Genomic DNA, 22,001 nt, shown 5'->3' with positions numbered 1-22,001 from the left:
TATCTTCAAGATATGGCGTATCTCGATGTACCTTTAAACCTGTACGGTTTTCCACCGTCCCCGGCGAAAAACCAGGATCGCCATACCCGCCAGCAACGTTTCGCTGATGGCTACCGACCAGAATACCCCCGGCGGCCCCCAGTTCAGGGTGTGGGCCAGTATATACGCCAGCGGAATTTCAACAACCCAGAAACAGACAATGTTAATGATTGTTGGTGTACGGGTGTCGCCCGCGCCGTTGAGCGATTGACTCAGCACCATGCCATAGGCCATGAACAGATAGCCCAGGCAAAAGACCCGAAGGCACTGAACGGCGATGGCTACCACGCGGGCGTTATTGTCGAACAGGCCAACGATAGGAGTGGCCGCCAGAAAAAAGCCGATGCCAACGGCCGCCAGAAAGAGCATGTTGCAGAAAGCCGCCCGCCAGGCGGAGGTTTCGGCACGTTCGGGCTGACCCGCCCCCAAATTCTGCCCCACCAGGGTAGCGGCCGCATTGGCCAGCCCCCACGAGGGCAGAATCGTAAAGACAATGATGCGGATGGCGATGGTATAACCCGCCACGACATCACTGCCAAACGTCGACAGGATTCGTGTCAGGAATATCCAGCTGGCCGAACCCACCAGAAACTGGCTGGTACCCCCAACGGCTATACTCAGCAGATTGCGAATGATGCCTGTGTCGGGGGCAATATCTGACCGCAGGACCTGGATAACCCCTTTCACACGCGTCAGGGCGTAGAGCTGATACAAGACGCCGATCGTTCGGCCGATGGTGGTTGCCACGGCCGAGCCCATAACCCCCAGTTCCGGAACCGGCCCCAGTCCGAAGATAAAGACCGGACAGAGCACAATATTCACCCCGTTGGCGAGCCAGAGTGACCGCATGGCTACCGATGCATCGCCCGAACCGCGTAGACAACCGCTCAGCGTGTAGAGTAAGACGATGGCGGGTGCGCTGGCAAAGATCATCCGGGTAAAGCCAACGCCATTGGCAATGAGTTTGGCATCGCCACCCATCAATCGCAGGATGTCTTCGGCAAACACAAAGCCGGCACCACCCATCAGGAGGCCCATCACCACCGACACTAGGATCACCTGACCGACGGCATTGCCTGCCCCGCGCTGGTTGTTTTCGCCCACCCGTCGGGATACGAGTGCGGTAGCGGCTGTGCTCAGACCAATGGCAATCGAGTACACAATGGTCAGAACAGACTCCGTCAGCCCGACAGTGGCAATGGCCTGTGTACCGATTTTAGCGACAAAAAAGACATCGACAACGGCAAACAGGGATTCCATCACCATCTCCAGAATCATGGGAACGGAGAGCAGGAAGATAGCCCGATTGATGCTGCCGGTTGTAAAATTGGTTTCTGTACCGCGCAATGCGGCCAGGAATAACCGAAAGAATTTGGTCATTGAAACAAAGGAAAGCGCAGCCGCCAGGCCCAGCGGCTAGTGACAGCGTACGAATGATGTAGACATGAGATGAGCGGCCAGGTGCACCAATGGCGTCATAGGACGTATACGTTGGTGGCATCAACCAGAGAAGAAGAAAAACCGCGTAGGTTTTTAAGCGAGGAAAATCATCGGCTTTGTCGAACCGCCAGCGCGGCTGCTATTAAGACTACAAACCTACGATTTTAATAGGCAAAAAACCAAACCCGTTTGAGTTAACGGTCGGTTGGAGGTGGTCAATCCAATGCCCACAAACCCGCCAAATGAACCCTTGAAGTGAAAAATGACCGTTCGCGGGACAAACCAAACCCCTTGTATATCGTTTTACAACAATGAACTCCTACACGCTTATGATAGAGGATATAGCCAGATTTTTAGCCGAAGAACTGGCTATCCACCGCTACCCAGCCGATGAACAGGGGGGCGTTTATCATCCGTCCGACCAGCCTGTCCGGCGGCTTGGGCTGGCCCTTGAGCCGTTTCCGGGTCTGGCAAAATGGGTAACGGAGATGGACCTCGACGCCCTGTGGCTGCACCGCCCGTGGCAACTCGACCTGACCCATTTGCCAACGGATGTAGGGGTGCTGTCGCACCATTTGCCGTTCGATGAAACGTTGACTGTTGGGTATAATCAGCGGCTTAGTCATCAGCTGAAAGCCCTTTCGGAGCCGGAGCCATTGGGGTATAAGCAGGAAATGGGGAAGGATAAGCAACCCATCACACAGCGGCCGCTTGGGATGCTGATCGATGTGGCCGAGCAAGAGTTTGATCACTGGCTGGCTCAGGTTAAAGAGCTGTTTGGGGGGTACGATCGGGCAGAGGCCGGACACGGGTCGTCGGGCTGGCTCCCGGCTAATTCCCGTATAGCTGTTGTGGGAGCCATGACGGATGCGCTCATTCGGGAAGCCGTTGAGCGGGGGGCACACTTGTATCTGACAGGAGCCTATCGGAAGCCAGCTCAACAGGCTGTGGACGAAACCGGTATTGCTGTCATCTCAATTGGACATCGCCGGTGCGAAGAATGGGGGCTGCTGGCACTGGCCGATTTACTGAATGAGCGTTTGGGTATTGACTGTGTCGTTCACCATCAGCCACAGGTCGTCAGAAGTTAAGGCTAGTCTATATCGCGGGGGTCATCGGCAATGCGGGTGTTATCGTAGAAGGTGTTCATCATCGCCATGTCTTCGTCGGAAATGGTGAAGTCGAACACGTTGAAATTTTCCCGAATGCGCTCCCGCTTCACTGACTTGGGTATCGTGATGACACCATGCTGCAACGACCACCGGATAAGTAGCTGATAGGTTGATTTGCCGTATTTTTCGGCTATGCCCACGAGCCTGGGGTCATTTTGTTTTTCACCCCGTACCAGTGGGGCATACCCTTCTGCCTGAATATTTTTCAGGCGGCAGTAGTCTACCACTTCAGGAAGGTAGCAGTAAGGACTTAGCTCGATCTGATTTACCGCCGGAATAACCTGCGCCTGGGTCAGCAACTCATCGAGGTGATTTGGGTAGTGGTTCGAGACGCCGATGGCCCGGGCGCGCCCTTCGGAATATATTTTTTCCAGCGCTCGCCAGGTCTCGTGCCGGTGGGCTTTTATGGGCCAGTGAACCAGGTATAAATCGACCACGTCCATACCAAGCCGTTCCAGGCTGCGGTTAAAAGCGCGTAGTGTGCGGGTATAGCCCTGATCTTCGTTCCAGACTTTAGTGGTAATGAAAATATCACTCCGGGGTATACCACTCGACCGGATGGCATCGGCAACTTCCCGTTCATTGCCATAGGCCGCTGCCGTGTCGATTAAACGGCAACCGGCTTCAAGGGCCCACTCAATGGCCGACCGTACCTCATCGTTCTGTTTGGGAGCGTATACGCCAAGCCCAAGAAGAGGCATTTCGACACCATTATTTAGTGTGGTAGATGGTATATTCATTATAGAGGATTGTTTCATATATAATAATGAAATTTTAACGCAAGATGTTTTGAGAAACATACAATTCGGTAAGTGGACACAAGTAGAGATTGTGCTGTATGTTTGCCTATCGAGCCGATGTTTTCACAAATTAGTAGACGCCACCTGGCCAAATTAGTAACGTATGCGCGTAATATATCTGATTACGAGTCTTTTGTGGGGCATTATGTATACTTCGTTTGCTCAGGAGGTCACAAATTTGAGCGCCTTACGATACAGCGTTGAGGTAGGAGGACTGGGAACGACGTCGCCACAAAACCCGTTCTGGCTACGGGCTAATCAGTACAATGTAACGCCGGTGCAAGGGTCGTTCGGAACCGTTCGGGTGGGCGTAAGTAGGGACTACAAACCAGTCCCCGATTCCGCCAAAAAGTCTACGTCCCGTTTCGACTGGGGGTTTGGCATCTATGTGGCAGCGAATCCAGGAGCGCCCGTAACTGCCGATCATCCAGCGGTGCTGCTGCCGGATGCGTATGTAAAAGTACGATTCCGCTATCTGGAACTGTACGGCGGTAATCGGCGGGAGGTTGTTGGGCTGGGTGATACCCTGCTGACGTCGGGCTTTGTTGCCTGGTCCGGTAACGCTATGCCGTTTCCCAAGATCCAGCTGCATACGCCCGACTTTGTTCCGCTGGGCTTCACCCGAAAGCTGATTTCCCTGCGAGCGGGCTATGCTCATGGCTGGTTGATCAACACGTATATTCAGGGAAGTTACCTCCACCAGAAATACCTCTATGCCCGCCTTGGCAAACCATCCTGGCGGTTTCGTATGTACGGCGGATTGAATCATCAGGTACAATGGGGTGGTCATGCCGATTATTTAATCGGGACACCGCTGGCCGTAAACGGCAACCTGTCGACTTCCTTTCAGGACTATTTGTCGCTGGTGACGGGTCGGTATCCGGATGCGCTGGAAAATGATCGATTCACGGGTTTCGACGGGACCAACCGGCTGGGAAACCATGTTGGCAGCTACGATCTGGCGTTGGAATGGGTGGGTACTAAAGCCAACTGGCTGTTGTATCACCAGCATATGTACGACGACGCGTCGGGGCTGGCCCTGCAAAATGTGCCGGATGGACTGACGGGCCTGCGTTTTCTGAACCGGTTGAAAACCAGTCCGGTCTTTCGTTTTCAGCGGGTGGTCGTTGAATGGCTGACGACCACCAATCAAAGCGGGCCCAGCTTCGATCCGGCCGCCCGCTACCAGGGGGCCGACAACTATTTTAACCACAGCCAGTATACCCAGGGCTGGTCGTATCGGGGGCGAACGCTCGGTACGCCTTTCATTATGCCGCGTCCGGATTTAACGCCCGCTCTGGCTAATAATTTTGCGGGAAATGGCTATTATCCGAATAACCGGGTCGTTGCCTGGTATGCGGGGGCAACCGGTACTTTTCGACACGGGCCGCTGCTCATGATGCGAACGTCGTACAGCCGAAATTTCGGGTCATACAAGCAGCCTTATCCGCAGGTATATCACCAGTTGTCCACCTATCTGAGTGCACAATGGTCACTGCATCGATGGCCCGGTACCTCGTTCACAACATCCCTGGCACTTGACCGGGGAGAGGTAATGCCAAACAGTTTCGGGAGCTATGTCAGCTTGAAAAAACTCTGGTGAACAGCCGATAGGTTGCTGTCTATCAGTGTTGTATATGTTTATTTTAATCTTTTTTTAATTTCGGTAAATCCAGTTACAGGGCGTGGTCGTATAGACAAGTGAATTTCCCATAGGGAGTCACTGACTATTTTTTCAACGCGAGAAACTATGACTATGCTTTACCGAAAACCCCTTCGGCTTATCATTGGCCTGCTGACGCTTGGTTCATTACTAACCCTGAATGCCTGCCAGGATCACCGCCTGCCACCCGACTCGGCCACGCTGCCGGATGCTACGGTGTATGCCCTCAATAATGCCAATCAGTTGCTGAGGATAAGTGTACGAAACCCCGGTGCGCCCCAGGCAACGATGAGCATCACCGGTTCGGGCCTCGAATCCGGCGAACGGATGCTTTCCATCGATTTCAGACCTGCCACAGGTCAACTGTACGGCGTGAGCGACCGAAGCCGCCTGTTTGTCATTAACACCACAACGGGAGAAGCGCGCCCCCTGACCACGACACCGTTTACGCCCGCTATTAACGGCAGCATCGTCGGTATCGATTTTAACCCCACCGTCGACCGGCTTCGGCTGGTAACGAGCAACGGGCAGGATTTACGCCTGAATCCCGAAACGGGAACCGTAGCGGCCATTGACGGAGCTATTAACGGTGTGTCGGGAGCCATGATTGCCGAAGTGGCCTATACCAATAACCGGGCCGGCGCTACAACGACAACACTGTATGATATTGATCCGGCTACCGACCGGCTGTATATTCAGAATCCGCCAAACAACGGAACGTTGACGGATGTTGGTCCGCTGGGGCTGGATATTACCGGTGCCGTGGGTTTCGACATTGCGTTTGGCGACAACACGCAGGGGCTGGTTGCGGTAACGTTCAATGGCAGCTCTGAACTACAGCAGATTAACCTGTCGACCGGCCGTTTGCAGAAGCTGGGTAATCTGCCCGGTACCATCATTGGCCTGGCAATTCCAACCGAGCCCGTTGCATATGCCGTTGACGGATCGGGTAACCTGCTCATCTTCAATCCCATGAGCCCATCGCCCATTACCAAGCCTATCACGGGCCTTCAGTCGGGAGAGTCGTTGTTCGGTATTGATTTCCGGCCATTAAACGGGCAGTTGTACGCCATAGGCAGCACCAGCCGACTTTATACGATCAACACCTCCAACGGAGCCGCAACCCTGGTGGGTACGGGTCCGCTTAGTACGCTGCTGGTTGGCAATGATGTTGGTTTCGACTTCAATCCCACCGTCGACCGCATTCGGGTGGTTACGAACAGTGGTCAGAATCTGCGTCTGAATCCCAATGACGGAGCGGTTGCGGCTGTGGATGGCAGCCTGAATCCCGGCACGCCAAACGTAACGGCAGCGGCTTATACGAATAACTTTGCCGGGGCTACCACGACTGAGTTGTACGTTCTCGACACCCAGGGAGCTTCGACAAATTTGTTCCTTCAAATGCCCCCCAACAATGGTACGCTCGTGTCGAAAGGATCGTTAGGCCTCCTGGCAGAAGGGGCTAACGGGTTCGACATTGGCGGAACATCGGGCGCGGCCTACGCCTTATTGCGGGTGAATGGAGCAACGCAGGTTTATGGCATCAATTTGACCACTGGTGCGCCGACCCCCGTTTCATCACTGCCGGGTAACCCGATCGTTCGCGGTTTTGCCCTTGGACTGGGTTTTTAATGACATTGATTTTCAGAACAAAGGGTGCCGCTTCGACAGTCGAAGCGGCACCCTTTGGATTAGGACCGTATGGCTGGTTGCTGCTGGATTACTGACGGTGCCTGTACCGGGAGCGATTGAGCAAAACGGTGTATTTGTATAAGGTCATTGCAACCCTTCGGCTGCAGCGGGCGTCTATGTCATCAGAACACCCTGGTTGATTACTAATGCAACGGATCAGGTGATTTTGGCTTGTGACGCGATTCAATCGTCGTTTAGGTGCCCATCGGCTTCTGTTAGCGATCGGTAGCTGTGACGACAATGCTTTTGACGGGTTTGCCAGTGGTTTTGTGAGGAATTAGTACGAGATGATTGTAACATGAAAAGAGCCACCCGATTGAGTGGCTCTTTCATTTTCTGTCCTAACGGCTCAGATATAAGTTTCGCTCCGAATACACCTTCAGGAAGTAATCGTCGGTCAGGTCATCGATGAACCGGGCTGGCGCACCAGTAAATACCTTCGCCGGTCGATTTCATTTCGGGCGGTGCGCCGTTGCGACCGAGTTCCTTGCTCACGTTCGGGAATTTGCTGAACGAGAGCATTAGAAATAACCCTCCTAGCGGCTCAGGTACAGATTCCGCTCCGAATACACCTTCAGGAAATAATCGTCGGTCAGGTCATCGATGAAGTAAATACCTTCGCCGGTCGATTTCATTTCAGGGCCGAGCTCCTTGTTCACGTTCGGAAACTTGCTGAACGAGAATACCGGAATCTTGATCGCGTAACCCTTCTTCACGGGGTTGAAATTGAAATCCTTCACCTTCTTGTCGCCCAGCATCACCTTGGTGGCGTAGTTGACATAAGGCTCCTGGTACGCTTTGCAGATGAACGGTACCGTTCGGCTGGCGCGTGGGTTGGCTTCGATAATATAGACCACCTCATCTTTGATGGCAAACTGAATGTTGATCAGGCCAACGGTCTTGAGCGCAACCGCAATTTTACGGGTATGCTCTTCAATTTGCCGAATCACATTGTCGCTCAGATCGAAAGTGGGCAGCACCGCGTAGGAGTCGCCGGAGTGAATACCCGCCGGTTCAATATGCTCCATGATTCCGATGATGTACACATCTTCACCATCGCAGATGGCGTCGGCTTCGGCTTCGATGGCGTTTTCGAGGAAGTGGTCGAGCAGGATGTTGTTGTCGGGAATATCCTGCAAAATCTTCATCACATGCTGCTCCAGCTCATTTTCGTTGATCACGATCTTCATGTTCTGACCGCCCAGCACGTAACTTGGGCGAACCAGCAGCGGGAACCCTAATTCACGCGACAGCTCCAGCGCCCCTTCCGACTCCCGTACCGTTCCGAATTTTGGATACGGAATGTCGAGGTCGCGCAGCAGGCTTGAGAACTGCCCCCGGTCTTCGGCCAGGTCGAGCGCTTCCCAACTGGTGCCGATGATCTTGATGCCGTAGCGCGTTAGTTTCTCGGCCATCTTCAGGGCCGTCTGGCCACCCAGCTGAACGATCACGCCAACCGGCTGCTCGTGCATGATGATGGCATGAACGTGTTCCCAGAAAACGGGTTCAAAATAAAGCTTGTCGGCAATATCGGGGTCGGTCGAAACGGTTTCAGGATTACAGTTGATCATGATCGTTTCGTAGCCCGCTTCTTTGGCCGCCAGCACCCCGTGCACGCAGGAGTAGTCGAACTCGATACCCTGTCCGATCCGGTTTGGCCCCGAACCCAGAATGACGACTTTAGGCCGGTCGCTCCGGATCGACTCGTTGCCGGGCAGATCGGAAACCGGTTCTGCATGGTCGGTGGTGATGGGCACCTGGTTGTTGAACGTCGAATAATAATACGGCGTTTTCGCTTCAAACTCGGCCGCGCAGGTGTCCACGCACTTGTATACCCGACGGATGTTGTGCGCCTGGCGGTAGGCGTAGATCTTGCTTTCCTTTACCTGAAGCAGGTGCGCCAGTTGCCGGTCGGCATAGCCTTTCTGTTTGGCAATCCGCAGCAGTTCGGGGGGTATATCGTCCAGGTCGTACTGCTGAATTTCGCGCTCCAGTTCGATCAGTTCTTCGATCTGGTGCAGGAACCAGGGGTCAATTTTGGTCAGCTGCTGAATAGTGCGGAACGACATCCCGGCCTTAAAGGCATCGTAGATGTGGAACAACCGGTTCCAGCTTGGGTGTTGCAGGCTTTCGGTGAGGGCGTTGCGGTCGGTAAGTTCGTGACCGTCGGCACCCAGCCCATTGCGCCGGATTTCGAGCGACTGACAGGCTTTTTGCAGGGCTTCCTGGAAATTCCGGCCAATACCCATCGTTTCGCCCACCGATTTCATTTGCAGGCCCAGCGACCGGTCGGCACCCGGAAACTTGTCGAAGTTCCAGCGGGGTACTTTTACGATCACATAGTCAATGGCGGGTTCGAAGAAAGCCGACGTGGTGCCCGTAATGGGGTTCATCAGCTCATCGAGATTATAGCCCACCGCCATCTTCGCGGCAATCTTCGCAATGGGATACCCCGTTGCTTTCGACGCCAGCGCCGACGACCGGCTCACCCGTGGGTTCACTTCAATAACAATGATATCGTCGGTTTGCGGATTGACCGAGAACTGGATGTTACACCCCCCGGCAAACTGCCCGATACCGGCCATCACGGTGATCGCCAGGTCGCGCATTTTTTGGTACAGTGTATCGGGCAGGGTCATGGCCGGGGCAACCGTAATGCTGTCGCCGGTATGGATACCCATCGGGTCGAAGTTCTCGATGGAGCAGATGATGATGAAGTTGCCGTTGTTATCGCGCAGCAGCTCCAGCTCATACTCTTTCCAGCCCATCACGCTTTGTTCCACGAGCACCTCATGAACGGGCGATGCGTGCAAACCGGCGGTCAGTGCCTTGTCGAAATCTTCGGGGCGGTTCACGAAGCCACCACCGGTACCCCCTAGCGTAAAGGAGGGGCGGATAACGAGCGGGAAACCAATTTCCTGCGCAATTTCCTTACCTTCCAGAAACGAGCGGGCCGTCCGTCCTTTGCAAACCCCCGCGCCAAGTTCCAGCATCAGCAACCGGAATTTCTCCCGGTCCTCAGTTGTTTCGATGGCTTTAATGTCCACGCCAATGATCTGGACATTGTATTTCTTCCAGACACCGGCCTTGTCGCAGTCGATAGCCAGGTTCAGGGCCGTTTGACCACCCATCGTTGGCAATACCGCGTCGATAGGTTTACCCATTTCCTGGTGTTTCTTCAGGATGTCGACGATGGACTTTTTCTCCAGCGGCAGCAGATAGACATAATCAGCGTTGATCGGGTCGGTCATGATGGTGGCCGGGTTCGAATTGATCAGCGCCACTTCGATGCCTTCATCACGGATGGAACGGGCGGCCTGTGAGCCAGCGTAGTCGAACTCACAAGCCTGGCCAATAACGATGGGGCCTGAGCCAATAATAAGAACGGAGCGAATGTTGGTATTTTTAGGCATTTTTCAGTGGGAAAATGAACCGTCCGGCCTTCTGGTGGATCGGTGCATGGGTGACCCCGATTGAATAAAAGCTACTGACAAGTAAATGAACAGGATGACAATGATCAACAGGCCCTAACGGATACCCAAAAATCTTGCAAAAGTAGCGGATACTGAGGAAAGGAACAGGGTATTCGTTGAAAATTTACAGTTTCTCTTAAAATGAAGCGTGAATGGGCTACTTAGCCGACCAATAAATAGTCATTCTTGGATAAGGAGTTTCTGTACTTTATTTTTGATTACTTAGTTTCTTCTTACGCTATGTTTATGCCCCGGCCTTATTTCCTCTTTGTCTTTGTTCTGATCAGTTGTCTGGCCGTTACCTGCGTTCGGGATTATCCGTCGAACTCCCCCTATGCGCCAGCGGTGGTCAATCCACCAACGGCAGGCGGGTTGCCGGGACAGCCGCAGCCATCGGCCCAGCGACGGCTCTTTTTGGGCAACGACAAACTTCGGGTCGGTATTGATCTTAACATGGGGGGGGCCATTACCTATCTGGCCGAAGCCGGAAGCAGTGAGAACATGGTGAATAACCCGGACCTGGGACGCCAGATTCAGACGTCTATGTACGCTGGCCCGATCACCTATAACCAGAACGGCAAAAAGCCGGTTGAAAAATGGCAATACCTGGGCTGGAATCCGGTTCAGGCGGGTGACTACTTTCTCCACCCCGCCCGCATTATCAGCTACCAGCAAACGGACAATCAGCTATACGTAAAGTCGATTCCGCTGATCTGGCCACTTTTCGACGAACCGGCCGAGTGCATATTTGAACACTGGGTCACCATCAAGGACAACACGGTTCGGGTTCGCTGTCGTATGGCAGTTAATCGGGCCGACACCACCCAGTATGAAGCCCGAACGCAGGAAGCGCCCTGTGTTTATCTGAACGGGCCTTACGATCGAATGATCAGCTATGTGGGGTTGAAACCGTTCACGAATGATGCAACGACCGAGTTTACCAACCGGGAGATGACCAATCGGTATGCTACCGAAAACTGGGCCGCGCTGCTGAATAAAAAAGGGCGTGGCGTGGGTTTGTACAAACCAGGGCAGGTGCGATTCCGGACGGCCGGATTTGGGCAGCCGGGCGTAGGGGGCGAGTTCGACCAATCGTCGGGCTATATAAACAGCGAAGAGTTTTTACTCATCGACCACAATGGGCAGTATGAGTTTGAATACACGCTTGTGCTGGGAACACTGGCCGACATTCGACAGTATGTGTATAGCCAGCCCCGGCCATCAACCGGCCCTAACTACACATTTTCGACAGAACGGCAGGGATGGTACTACACAAATACAACCGACCGGGGATGGCCCATTCAGAGCGAACTTAATGTGCAATGGGCCCGCGACAGTGTACGAAATGCACACTTCCGCATTAACAGCCCGCTAAACTTCTGGTATGCATCCAACGTACCTAAATTAAAAATTGAGGCTGCTTTTCAGACGAAAGGTACGGTGGCCCGACTCGCCTGGCGCAAACCTGATGAGATAGACTTCTTCGATATGCCGGGCCGGTACGTAGATTTTCCCATCGTGGGCGACGGGCAGTTCAGGACGTATGAAATAAATACGAGCCAGCTATCGGGTTGGGAGGGCGTGATCTCGCAGATATCCCTGACCAGCCCGGCCAGCCAGTATGGGTTTGAAAAAGGCTCGCGGGTACGGCTGCGCAGCATTACGACCGGAAACTAGTTGACGATCCTGCGAACAAGCCGGTTACCGGCAGATATGAAAAATCGACATACCGAGCCGAATGCAGCTGTACCCGTTTATCAGCTTCAGTCATTCCCGCGCCATGAGCCCGACAAGCCCTTTTACATGATCCGGCTGGAGCGGCTGGTTGAGGAGTTTAAGGGTATCGACCAGTCACATACGCATACCTTTTATCTGGTTATGTGGATCAGCCAGGGCAGCGGCACGCACACCATCGACTTCAGAACCTATGCCATCGAACCCAATCAGTTGTATTTTCTGACACCCGGACAAGTGCACAGCTGGTCGCTTTCGGCCGATACGCAGGGGTTTAATTTATTTTTCGACGCTAATTTCTTCAAGGGACGGTTCGGCAACCGCATCTACCAGTACCCCTTTTTTCACTCGCATCAGCATCAGCCGCTGCTTTCGGCTATACCCCAGCCGGCTCTTTTCCGCGATTTGCTGTCGTATGCCTATCAGGAGTATGAAACCCAGCAGCCCAACCGGGCCGATGTGTTTCTTTCCTTTGTGCATATTCTGCTCGAAACGGCCAGCCGGTTGTATCATGAGCAGCGGAGTGGGCCGGATGCCTATATCTACGACCGGCTCCGGCAGTATGAAGAGTTGCTGGAACAGCAGTTTCTGACGGTTCGGGAAGTGCGCGATTATGCCGATCAGATGAGTCTGACGCCCAATTACCTCAATCACATCTGTCGCCTAGTGGTCGGGAAAACGGCCAGTCAGTTATGGCAGGAGCGATTGTTGATCGAAGCCCAGCGGCTCTTGACCCACACATCGCAATCCGTCAAAGAGATTGCCTTCCAGCTGGGCTTCAATGACCCTTCGTACTTTGTCCGTTTTTTCAGGAAGCATACGCAGCAGACGCCCGCCGAATTTCGCCAGCTACTCCAGCCAGCCTTATAGCGATTTGTTCGTGAAACTCGCGCTGTTCAGAAACAAACTGCCGTACACGTAGTTGTAATAGCAAGTTCACAAACTATAGAAAATAACCGTTATGATTACGAATAAAGAAATTGTCGACGATCTAAATGATCTGGTCAAAATTAACAATGACCGCATTCAGGGATACGAAAAAGCAGTTGAAGACACTCAGGATGCTGAACTGGATGACCTGTTCCGGCACTATATCGTTCAAAGCCAGAATTTCCGTAGCCAACTAGCTGACCACATTGTCCGTATTGATGGAATGGCTGTTACAGATGCCACGTCGACGGATATATCGAGCAAAATTCACCGCGCCTGGATCGACATCAAGTCAGCCCTGACCGGAAAGGACAAAGAAACGGTTCTGAGTTCTGTTGAGTTTGGCGAAAGTGCCGCTGTTGAAGCGTATCAGGATGCCATCGAAAAAGATCATATTCCTGCTTACATCAAAGAAGATCTGCAAAAGCAACTCTCCGAATTGCAGGCTGCTCTTGATAAAGTAAAAGGCTTACATAAAGTTGCCTAAGTATTTAGGCATCAGGTACTCGTTGAATGGTTGATTTGTTATTCCGAAGCGGATGACAAATCAACCATTTTTAGTTTAATCAATTACCACAGGACCTATGGTGGCCTACTTAATATCCATTGACCATCACCCAGCCGGTTTGCCCTTCAGGGCTTCGGATGAGTTGAAAGGAATGGTTGGTGGCCAGCACTTCGACGGATGTTCCCGTGGGTAAGGTCGTGATCGTAGCCGCCCGGCTGTCGGCCGCGTCCAGCAGCGGTCGGGGAGCCGGTAAGACCAGCCGCCGGAGTGGGCGGTTAACTACCTCGGTTGTGTTGCCTGGAACATAACCCGTCAGGCCATCGGGCAACTCGACCCGCAACCAGGCTTCTGTGCCGCCCACAACTGTCAGGGCTGATGCTTTGGGCAATTCCCGAATAGCGGGTGAATCGCTGCCGGGCGAAAGCCGAACAACCAATCGGGTTGCCGATACACGCACTGAATCCCCCAATTTTGACGCTGACAGTAACGCTTGCCGGGCCGGACCGCGTCCCAGCCGGATAAAGGGAAGGGGATCTGTGGCGCCATCAGAAAATCCATAAATACCGAAATGCAGGTGTGGGCCTGTGGTGCGGGCGTTGCCGGTATTACCCACAAAACCAATCGTATCACCCACCGATACACGTTGCCCGTTGGTGACGTTCCATCGGTCGAGGTGGGCATAGTAGAGCCGGATATTGCGCTCGTTATCGGTCAGAAAAGCAACATTGCCGCCCAGGCTGCTCGTGCCGACACCCGTAACAATGCCATCGACCGATGCCAGGGCAGGAGTCCCTCTGGGCGCAAAAATATCGACCCCTTCGTGCCGCCGACGTCCGCCGTCGCGGGCTGCCCCGAAGAAACTGCTGATCTGGCGGCTATCCCGTCCTTTCACCGGAAAACTCAGGGCTGGTTCACGCGTAACCGTAATAGTATAGTGGCCCGTGCGCAGCAACTCGGGCTGAACGCGAATCAGGTAGGTCTGCGTTTTTCGGGGTTCCCAGGCCAGCACATTGGTGTCGGCTTTCGACGCGGCCATCAGGGTGGTTCGGTTGCGGGATTCCAGCGCAAACACGTCAATAAATACCTGTGTATCTTTCTGCCCCTGCGTTTCTACCCGAATCAGGAAACGATCGCCCCGCTGGGCATCGAGCCGGTAGCCCACCGCAAAGGCTTTGTTGGCCGAAAAGTAGCCGCTTTCGCGGTACGGGACTGTGATTTTAAGTGAGTCGCGCAGGGCACGGTCGCCAACCGACAGCCAATCGGTTCCCAGTGCTGTGCGGTCGAGTTTCGCTTGTTTAAGGGATTGCCCGTACTGCTCGTGGGGCGATGCAGGCCGGAAGATACTGGCTGTTGGGCCAACGCCTGTGCAAGCGGCAACCGCCCCAACCAGCAACCCGATTACCAGAGAACGAAGTGAATTTTTAAATACCATAGTTATCCTAGTGTATTAAACGACTTTTTCGCGGTGATATTTCAGTCGAGACAGGTAAACGACCATAACCAAACTGATCAGAATACTCAGTAGCGGGATCAGAAAAGACAGTCCTGCCACAGTCGTATACACAACGGTGCTGATGATCAGGCTGGTGCGTACCGACTGGGTTCGGACGTCGGCGGCCGGGCGTTTGAGAAGTCGGAAATTGTCGGTAGCGTAGTTCCACATGACCAACAGTGTACCGGATATACCCGCAAACAGCAGCATGTATATCGCCGACGATAGCGGGTGGGCAGGTGTGTTCAGGTAATCGGCCAGCAGGGAGGTCGTGAACGGAACAATCGTCACCAGCATCAACAGTGTACCATTGTAGAACATGAACCGGGCGTCGCTGCGCCGAATGACGTTGTACATCCGGTGGTGATTGAGCCAGATGATGAAGATGGTCGTGAAGCTGATCAGGTAGGCCACGTAATTGGGCCATTGCTGGAGCAGGGCCACTGCCAGATTGTAGCTGGAGGTGGCGGACTTCAGGCTGGGTGCTTTCAGTTGAAAGGTGAGCAGAGTGATGTCAATCGCAAAAACGCCATCGCTGAATGTTTCCATGCGAAGGGTTTCATTTTCCTGAAAAGCAGTCATTTATCAAGTGTTGAGTACCTGTCAGAGAAACCGTTCGTACGCTGAATAGTTGTGAACAGGGCTTTCTTATAAAAAAGAATGGGCACGCGGATGACACAGATCGAGCGGATTTTTACGGATAAACCCGATGTCCAGCCTGTATGGCAGTCTAAATCCATTCAATCTGTGTTATACGCGCGCTAATTTCAGTTACCCCTGTGTAAAAACTACATTCTGTAAGAAAGCCCTGATAGGTATATACAAAGGCTCCATAATCAATAAAGGCCGTAACTATCTGAGTTACGGCCTTTATTGGTTGATAAATGACTATTGGTAAACCAACAGATGTTTTAAGCCTCCGCCCGCTGGCTGCGTTTGGTAAAGAAATAGACCGGAATGCCCAGGCCGGCAATGAGGAGCCCCATGCCGGTATTGAACGTTTTGGTGTACAGCAAAATGGCACAGATGGTAACGCCCGCAATGATGTACAGGGCCGGAACCACCGGATAGCCAAAAGCCCGATACGGCCGCTCGGCCGTTGGTTCGGTGCGCCGAAGCCGGAATAGACCGGCAATGGTAACGATGTAAAAAAGGAGAGAAGCAAATGTGCAGTAGTCGAGCAGGTCGCCGTATTTTCCCGACAGGCACAGTAACGACGCCCAGATGCATTGCAGCCACAGTGCCCGGCCCGGCACCGAGTTTTTGTTGAGGTGCGACGCTTGTTTGATGAACAGCCCGTCTTTCGCCATCGCATAGTACAAACGCGCCCCGGCCAGAATCAGTCCGTTATTACAGCCGAAGGTCGAAACCATGATCAGTACAGCCATAATGGCAACGGCTACATTCCCAAAAACGGTCGACACGGCGGCCGTAGCTACCCGGTCGGCGTCGGCGAACTGGATACCCCGGCCCACAATATCCGTAGCCGTGGGCAGGCCTTTCAGCGGGAGGAGTGACAGATAGGACACGTTGGCCAGGAAGTAGATCGTTGTTACGATGAGGGTGCCGAAGAACAGGGCCAGCGGGATATTCCGGCGGGGATTCTTGATTTCGCCCGCAATGAACGTAACGTTGTTCCACGCATCGGCTGAGAACAGCGACCCGATCATCGACGTGCCAAAGGCCAGAATCAGGGCCATGCCTGCCAGCGGCATCACCTCGCCGGTCATGGTTGTGGTGCTGGCATCCCAGGCATTCGCCAGGTTGGTCGATAGCAAGCCACTACTTAACCCGATGGTAATGCCCACCACAATCAGTCCAAGCAGGGCGATGAGTTTGGCGGAGGTGAACACGTTCTGGATCAGCTTGCCGCTCTGCACCCCCCGGCTATTGAGCCAGGTCAGCAGAACCAGACTCGCAATGGCGAAAATTGACCCTCCCGACACATTGATGGGACCAATGGAAAACAGCACATTGGCGGGGCTCAGGGCCGGAATAAACACGGCGGAGTATTTGGTGAAGGCGACGGCCACAGCTGCGATAGTCCCGGTTTGGATCACCATAAAGACCGTCCAGCCATAGACAAAGCCCGTTAGGGGGCCAAACGCCCGTTGGATGTAAATGTATTGTCCCCCGGCCTTGGGCATCATGCCGGCCAGTTCTCCGTAACTCAGCGCTGCGGCCACAGTGAGTACACCCGTCAGCACCCACAACATCAGGAGCCAGCCCGACGAGCCCAGATTGCGGGCCATGTCGGCTGTAACGATGAAAACGCCGGAGCCGATCATGGAACCGGAAACGATAAGGGTTGAGTCGAGTAGACTCAGGGAACGTTTAAATTCTGTCGGTTCCGTTGCGGTGTCGGCCGAGGAAAGTGAATTCGGTAGGTTTGCTGACATGTAAAAGAAGATATACACACAAGAAGCATGCGTTTTGTCGAAAATGCAATCTTTTCGGCTGCGAACAACTTATTAACCTTCTTTTTCTTGCCTAAACGGCAATTTTGTAGTCCGTATACGCTCAAAAACAGAATCCCCTGCGTAGTTACTTTAAAGAGTGTGGCGAACGTATGAACTCTAAAAAAGTATTCCTAAAAAAGGATTAACCACAGAGGCACAAAGGTCACAGAGAACTCAATCCTCCGTGACCTTTGTGCCTCTGTGGTTAATCCTTTTTTTACACTATTTTGGTGAAGGCAGATTCTCAAAAACTACTAAATACGGATCGGGTAGGTTTTGAGAAACCTTTCTAGATCAGGTTTGAGAACCTGACTCCACGGCGATACGTCTCATCCAAGACCCCTTTTCAACCATCCGTATTGGAGAGCAGACGGGTATTTACCTGCCCCTTTACAGGATTGTGGTAAGCGCGGGAATTCAATACGGGACACTAGTTAGGCACTACTTTAGGCCCCTGCCGATTGATCTCCGAAACGTAGGCTTCGCTGGCGATGCCTACGGCCAGAAAGGCCTGCTGCATGGCGGCTCCAACCTTTTCGGCGGTTTGGGCGTCACGGCTCAGCGCAAACATAGAAGGGCCCGAGCCGGAAATGCTGCAACCAAGCGCCCCATTGTCGAGAGCGGCTTGTTTAGCTTCGTTAAATTCCGGAATCAGGATGGAGCGAACGGGCTCAATAATCACATCCACGAGCGAACGGCTGATCAGGTTATAATCGGGAGTCATCAGACCCGCAATCAGACCCGCCACATTACCCATCTGGATGATGGTGTTCTTGAGCGAGACTTCATTCTTCAGGATGAAGCGGGCATCTTTCGTGTTGACCTCAATATCGGGGTGAACCAGCGTGCAGAACAGGGTAGCTGGTGTTTCAATTTTAATAACGTCCAGTGGGTTGTAGCTTCGCACAACGACGAAGCCGCCCAGCAGCGAAGGGCCTACGTTATCGGCGTGCGCCGATCCACAGGCAATTCGCTCGCCCTCCATAGCAAAGGGTAACAACTTTAAAATGGGCAGTGGCCGACCCAAAAGTTCGTTGATGGCAAATACGCCCGCTACCGAACTGGCTGCGCTGGAGCCTAAGCCACTACCAAGGGGCATTTGCTTATGCAGCACAATATCGAGGCCAATGTCGGTCCGGTCGATGTGCTTCAGGTAGGTTTGAATGGCAATACCGGCCGTATTGCGGGAAGCTTCACGGGGCAAACGGCCATTGTCGCCCAGGATGTCCGTAATCCGAACGCCCGGCTCATCGCTGGTTGTCAGCACAATCTGGTCGCCGGGGTTATCGACAGCAAACCCAAAAATATCAAATCCACAAGCTACGTTCGCAACGGTGGCGGGGGCAAATACTCGAATAGAATCCACGATATTAAGAAGAGGCAACGAAAGGCAAAGGTAATGATTTGGGCTGGAAATCTGGTTTATCTGATGCAGGCTAATTGACACAAATACCTTTGCGCGCGGTTTGCGTATTTCCTGAAGTACAATTCAAGGAAATTGCTTATTACTCCTGTTGGTAATGGCTTAATTGTCAACGAACTGGATTTATTTTATGGCCGAAATTATTCTAACTGAATCTGCCACGCTCTCCGGCTTTCCAGCGTATCGCTGATTGAAACCTAAAATGATCTTTCATTTAGTACCTAAACACTAGACCAATGAAGAAATTAATCGCGGCTGGTTGTGTGATTGCTGCTCTGCTCGGCGGCTATGCCTGTACAAAAAGTTCGGACCTGTCTCCCGACAATACGGACGCTTCGGCGCGTACGGCCTCCACACAGTCAGGTTCAGCTACGGGACCGCATAGTAGCACCGCCAGTAAACCACATAGCGGTACAAACACGCCACCACACAGTGGAACGGGTGGCCCCGGAACACCCCCTCCGCGCCCGCCCCATAGTGGCACAGCCACAGGGCCCCATAGCGGAACGGATACCCCGCCCTACAGCGGCACAGCAACTCCTCCTCAGAGCGGCACCGCCGGCCCACGCCCTCGTGGTCCTAAACACGGCTAATTACACTGATATAAAAAAGCCGCCTGTTAGAGAACAGGCGGCTTTTTTATATCAGTAGGCAAGGTTTATTCACCAAACAGGCTGCTCCAAACGCCTTTCGCCTTCTCTTTCGCGGCTTCAATTTGCAGCGCTGCTTCGGCTTTCAGCTCATCTAATTTAACCTGGGCGGCTTCCAGTTGAACAGCGGCTTCCGCTTTCATTTCGTCAAATTTGTCTTCGGCCACATCCGAGAGTTCATCGGCCTTTGCCGAGGCTGAAGCAAACACCGTTTCGGCCTGTGCCTGAAGGGCTGCCAGATTCTCGGCAGTGGACGCTTTAGCCGCTTCGAAATGCTCGGTAGCTTTTGCCTTTATGCCGTCAATATCAATGTCTTTTCCTAGTTCCTGCGCCTGAGCAACCAGCTTGTCTTTTAATTCATCAAGTTGGATTGCGGCCGCATCCAGGTGTTGGCCTGCTTCTGTTTTGAAAGCTTCCAGTTTCTCCGCCGTTGTTGCCTGGGCTGCTTTTACAGCGTCAGTTGCTTTGCTTTTGTCGTTGGTTTCCATGTACTTAATTGTGGGATCTTGATAATAATCGAAAATTGAGCAGAAACCGGCTGAAAAACAATAGCTAAGGGATGAAAGGAGATTTAATGAAGCATGTAGAAGGAATGGTAAAGAATAGACAGGAAAATTATTCTTCACGATTCATTCTACATGCTTCATTAACTATTACCCAAGCCGTCGAATGATCAGGCTATTGACTAACTCAAAAAGGCCGGCGGGTTTGAGGGTTCGCCAGTTGGCAATGTCGAGTGTACCACCGAAGTTGATGTAGTAGTCGAGATGATACTTTTTCCATTCGCGCTCAATAAACTCCGGCGAATGAATGGCGGCTATCCAGCCATCTTCCACATCCTCAAACCATTCCTCATAATAGCTGTCGTCGGACCCGTGGAAGTTGAGGACGTTTTCGCTGATGAGGATAAAGTACTTGATATCTTCCTGAACAAGCGGGTCGACAACCTGACGTTTGAGGTACATGATGTCGTTGTGGAGCGTGTCGTTCCATTCGCCGAAGAGCTCGATAACCACAAACTGCCGGTCGTAGTTGGCGAAGAGAATTTTACAATAAAGAGTCTCTGAGCCTATTTCATCCCACAATGGGTGAATGTAATAACCATAAATATCATTCTCGTACTGCTGCATGTTATACTCCCGCTCGTGGAACGGCGACCGCTCGTCTTCGGACGCGGTGTAGTATTTTTCCCAGCCGTAGAAAGGTTCGATGTCCTGCATAATCAATTGATGTGTGGGTAATCTGCCGAATGGTTGACCTTGACGAGGAATACCCTTCCCGGAGTCACACATTTTACTTCCATAACGTGAATTTTCCCGCCTTTGTTGAATCAGGAAAGGGTAAGTTTTCTCGCTGTTAACCTTACCTCAATATACCTCTTTTATTCGAATCGACGAGCAAACATAGCCGGTTGGTTTTGCGAAAAAAGGAATAAATGAGGTCTGAGAAGCGTCATTGAATGAGCCGGAACGTATAAAATACGTCTCATTAAAAAATGACCACATGAAAAACTATTAGTCCAAACCAACAGCCCCGACTGTCTGCTTGAAATCGACCCCCTGTTTGCCCGCCAGGAGGGAGTTCGGTTATCCAGCGTACGGCACGAACAGAAGAAACCCGACATCGTTATAGCTACACCAGTACACGTAGCTTAAAAAAATGAAATCAATTAGTAAAAATATCCTTATTACGGGGGTCTCTACCGGCATCGGTTATGGGGCCGCCAAACAGTTCATCCGGCGTGGCTACAGTGTTTTTGGTAGCGTCAGGACGCAAACTGACGCCGACCGGTTGCAAGCGGAACTGGGCGATGCGTTTGTGCCGCTTGTGTTCGACGTCACCGACGCCGGGGCTGTAAACGCTGCGGCCCGTTACCTCACAGATCGGCTGGCGGGCAGTGGCCTGGGCGGACTTATTAATAATGCGGGTATTGCCATCGGCGGTCCCCTGCAAAATCAATCCATTGCCATCGTTCGCCAACATTTTGAGGTAAATATATTGGGGTTGCTGCAGGTGACGCAGGCCTTTCTGCCCTTACTTGGTGCGCAAACGGGCCACCCTGTCGAGCCGGGTCGTATTCAGAATATCAGTTCAGTGAATGGGCAGGTTGCTATTCCGTTTATGGGAGCCTATGTGGGCTCCAAGCATGCCCTTGAAGGCATTTCGCATAGTTTGCGCCGGGAGCTGGTTCTGTTTGGGATTAAGGTGATCATTGTTGGGCCGGGCGCCGTAAAAACGCCTATCTGGGAGAAAGGCACCGACATAAGCCCCTATGCCGATACGCGCTATTATCCGGCCATGAAGCGGTTCCTGAAACAGGTGGAAGTTGCCGAGAACAAAGGCTTTTCCATTGATTACATTGGCGAGCGGCTCGTGGATATTCACGAAGCCCCCCGCCCTCATATTCGCTATGCCCTGGTGCCAGGGAAGCTTATGGGCTGGATTATTCCCCGTATGTTACCCGCCCGAACCCTCGATTGGGTGCTGGGCACTCTGAGCGGGTTGAAACGATAGCGCCAGAGCGCC

General features: G+C 52.8%; 17 protein-coding genes and 1 pseudogene. 8 read left to right on the top strand and 10 right to left on the bottom strand.

Annotated features, from left to right (window positions below; all coding sequences use genetic code 11):
* Positions 1-33: 33 nt before the first annotated feature.
* Positions 34-1,419, bottom strand: coding sequence for an MATE family efflux transporter (locus ACYVK4_RS03025; protein WP_461126008.1), 1,386 nt, complete (start codon positions 1,417-1,419; stop codon positions 34-36).
* 389 nt (positions 1,420-1,808) lie between these two features.
* On the opposite strand from ACYVK4_RS03025, the gene ACYVK4_RS03020 reads away from it, so the two are divergent.
* Positions 1,809-2,570, top strand: coding sequence for a Nif3-like dinuclear metal center hexameric protein (locus tag ACYVK4_RS03020; RefSeq protein ID WP_461126007.1), 762 nt, complete (start codon positions 1,809-1,811; stop codon positions 2,568-2,570).
* 2 nt (positions 2,571-2,572) lie between these two features.
* On the opposite strand, the gene ACYVK4_RS03015 is transcribed toward ACYVK4_RS03020, so the two are convergent.
* Complete coding sequence (locus tag ACYVK4_RS03015) at positions 2,573-3,391, bottom strand: aldo/keto reductase (protein ID WP_461126006.1); 819 nt, start codon at positions 3,389-3,391, stop codon at positions 2,573-2,575.
* 163 nt (positions 3,392-3,554) lie between these two features.
* Between ACYVK4_RS03015 and ACYVK4_RS03010 the strand changes: the two genes are divergently transcribed.
* Complete coding sequence (locus ACYVK4_RS03010; protein ID WP_461126005.1) at positions 3,555-5,054, top strand: capsule assembly Wzi family protein; 1,500 nt, start codon at positions 3,555-3,557, stop codon at positions 5,052-5,054.
* A 147-nt stretch (positions 5,055-5,201) separates the two neighbouring features.
* Positions 5,202-6,746, top strand: a complete 1,545-nt coding sequence (locus tag ACYVK4_RS03005; RefSeq protein WP_461126004.1) for a DUF4394 domain-containing protein — start codon at positions 5,202-5,204, stop codon at positions 6,744-6,746.
* A 401-nt stretch (positions 6,747-7,147) separates the two neighbouring features.
* Here the strand turns inward: ACYVK4_RS03005 and ACYVK4_RS03000 are convergent.
* Together ACYVK4_RS03000 and carB are read right to left on the bottom strand one after the other, a co-directional pair.
* Positions 7,148-7,328 (bottom strand): annotated as a pseudogene (locus tag ACYVK4_RS03000) (hypothetical protein); the annotation flags it as partial.
* Positions 7,329-7,342: 14 nt separating this feature from the next.
* Positions 7,343-10,219, bottom strand: coding sequence for a carbamoyl-phosphate synthase large subunit (carB, locus tag ACYVK4_RS02995; RefSeq protein WP_461126003.1), 2,877 nt, complete (start codon positions 10,217-10,219; stop codon positions 7,343-7,345).
* A 306-nt stretch (positions 10,220-10,525) separates the two neighbouring features.
* On the opposite strand from carB, the gene ACYVK4_RS02990 reads away from it, so the two are divergent.
* The 3 genes from ACYVK4_RS02990 (at position 10,526) to ACYVK4_RS02980 (ending at position 13,430) form a co-directional block, all read left to right on the top strand.
* Positions 10,526-11,956, top strand: coding sequence for a hypothetical protein (locus tag ACYVK4_RS02990; protein ID WP_461126002.1), 1,431 nt, complete (start codon positions 10,526-10,528; stop codon positions 11,954-11,956).
* A 36-nt stretch (positions 11,957-11,992) separates the two neighbouring features.
* A complete protein-coding gene (locus ACYVK4_RS02985; protein ID WP_461126001.1) occupies positions 11,993-12,883 on the top strand; it encodes a helix-turn-helix domain-containing protein in 891 nt (296 codons plus the stop codon).
* 91 nt (positions 12,884-12,974) lie between these two features.
* A complete protein-coding gene (locus ACYVK4_RS02980; RefSeq protein WP_461126000.1) occupies positions 12,975-13,430 on the top strand; it encodes a ferritin-like domain-containing protein in 456 nt (151 codons plus the stop codon).
* Between the two features lie 109 nt (positions 13,431-13,539).
* On the opposite strand, the gene ACYVK4_RS02975 is transcribed toward ACYVK4_RS02980, so the two are convergent.
* The 4 genes from ACYVK4_RS02975 to ACYVK4_RS02960 form a co-directional block, all read right to left on the bottom strand.
* Positions 13,540-14,883 (bottom strand): peptidoglycan DD-metalloendopeptidase family protein, encoded by a 1,344-nt coding sequence (locus ACYVK4_RS02975; protein WP_461125999.1) that lies wholly within the window; start codon positions 14,881-14,883, stop codon positions 13,540-13,542.
* 15 nt (positions 14,884-14,898) lie between these two features.
* On the bottom strand, positions 14,899-15,525 hold the full coding sequence (locus tag ACYVK4_RS02970) for a TMEM175 family protein (protein WP_461125998.1): 627 nt from the start codon (positions 15,523-15,525) through the stop codon (positions 14,899-14,901).
* A gap of 329 nt (positions 15,526-15,854) precedes the next feature.
* A complete protein-coding gene (locus tag ACYVK4_RS02965) occupies positions 15,855-17,342 on the bottom strand; it encodes an APC family permease (RefSeq protein WP_461125997.1) in 1,488 nt (495 codons plus the stop codon).
* Between the two features lie 490 nt (positions 17,343-17,832).
* Positions 17,833-18,768, bottom strand: coding sequence for a homoserine kinase (locus tag ACYVK4_RS02960; RefSeq protein ID WP_461125996.1), 936 nt, complete (start codon positions 18,766-18,768; stop codon positions 17,833-17,835).
* A 293-nt stretch (positions 18,769-19,061) separates the two neighbouring features.
* On the opposite strand from ACYVK4_RS02960, the gene ACYVK4_RS02955 reads away from it, so the two are divergent.
* Positions 19,062-19,418: a hypothetical protein gene (locus tag ACYVK4_RS02955; protein WP_461125995.1), complete on the top strand. Its 357-nt coding sequence runs from the start codon at positions 19,062-19,064 to the stop codon at positions 19,416-19,418.
* A gap of 65 nt (positions 19,419-19,483) precedes the next feature.
* Here the strand turns inward: ACYVK4_RS02955 and ACYVK4_RS02950 are convergent, their stop codons facing one another.
* Both ACYVK4_RS02950 and ACYVK4_RS02945 read right to left on the bottom strand, forming a co-directional pair.
* On the bottom strand, positions 19,484-19,963 hold the full coding sequence (locus tag ACYVK4_RS02950) for a hypothetical protein (RefSeq protein WP_461125994.1): 480 nt from the start codon (positions 19,961-19,963) through the stop codon (positions 19,484-19,486).
* Positions 19,964-20,128: 165 nt separating this feature from the next.
* Positions 20,129-20,695, bottom strand: a complete 567-nt coding sequence (locus ACYVK4_RS02945; protein ID WP_461125993.1) for a hypothetical protein — start codon at positions 20,693-20,695, stop codon at positions 20,129-20,131.
* Between the two features lie 439 nt (positions 20,696-21,134).
* Here ACYVK4_RS02945 and ACYVK4_RS02940 point away from each other — a divergent pair, with 439 nt between their 5' ends.
* Complete coding sequence (locus ACYVK4_RS02940) at positions 21,135-21,989, top strand: SDR family oxidoreductase (protein WP_461125992.1); 855 nt, start codon at positions 21,135-21,137, stop codon at positions 21,987-21,989.
* Positions 21,990-22,001 lie beyond the last annotated feature (12 nt).

The organism is Spirosoma aerophilum, assembly GCF_054782495.1.
Note: the sequence above shows the minus strand (reverse complement) of the source record. Positions and strands in the feature narration are given on the sequence as shown.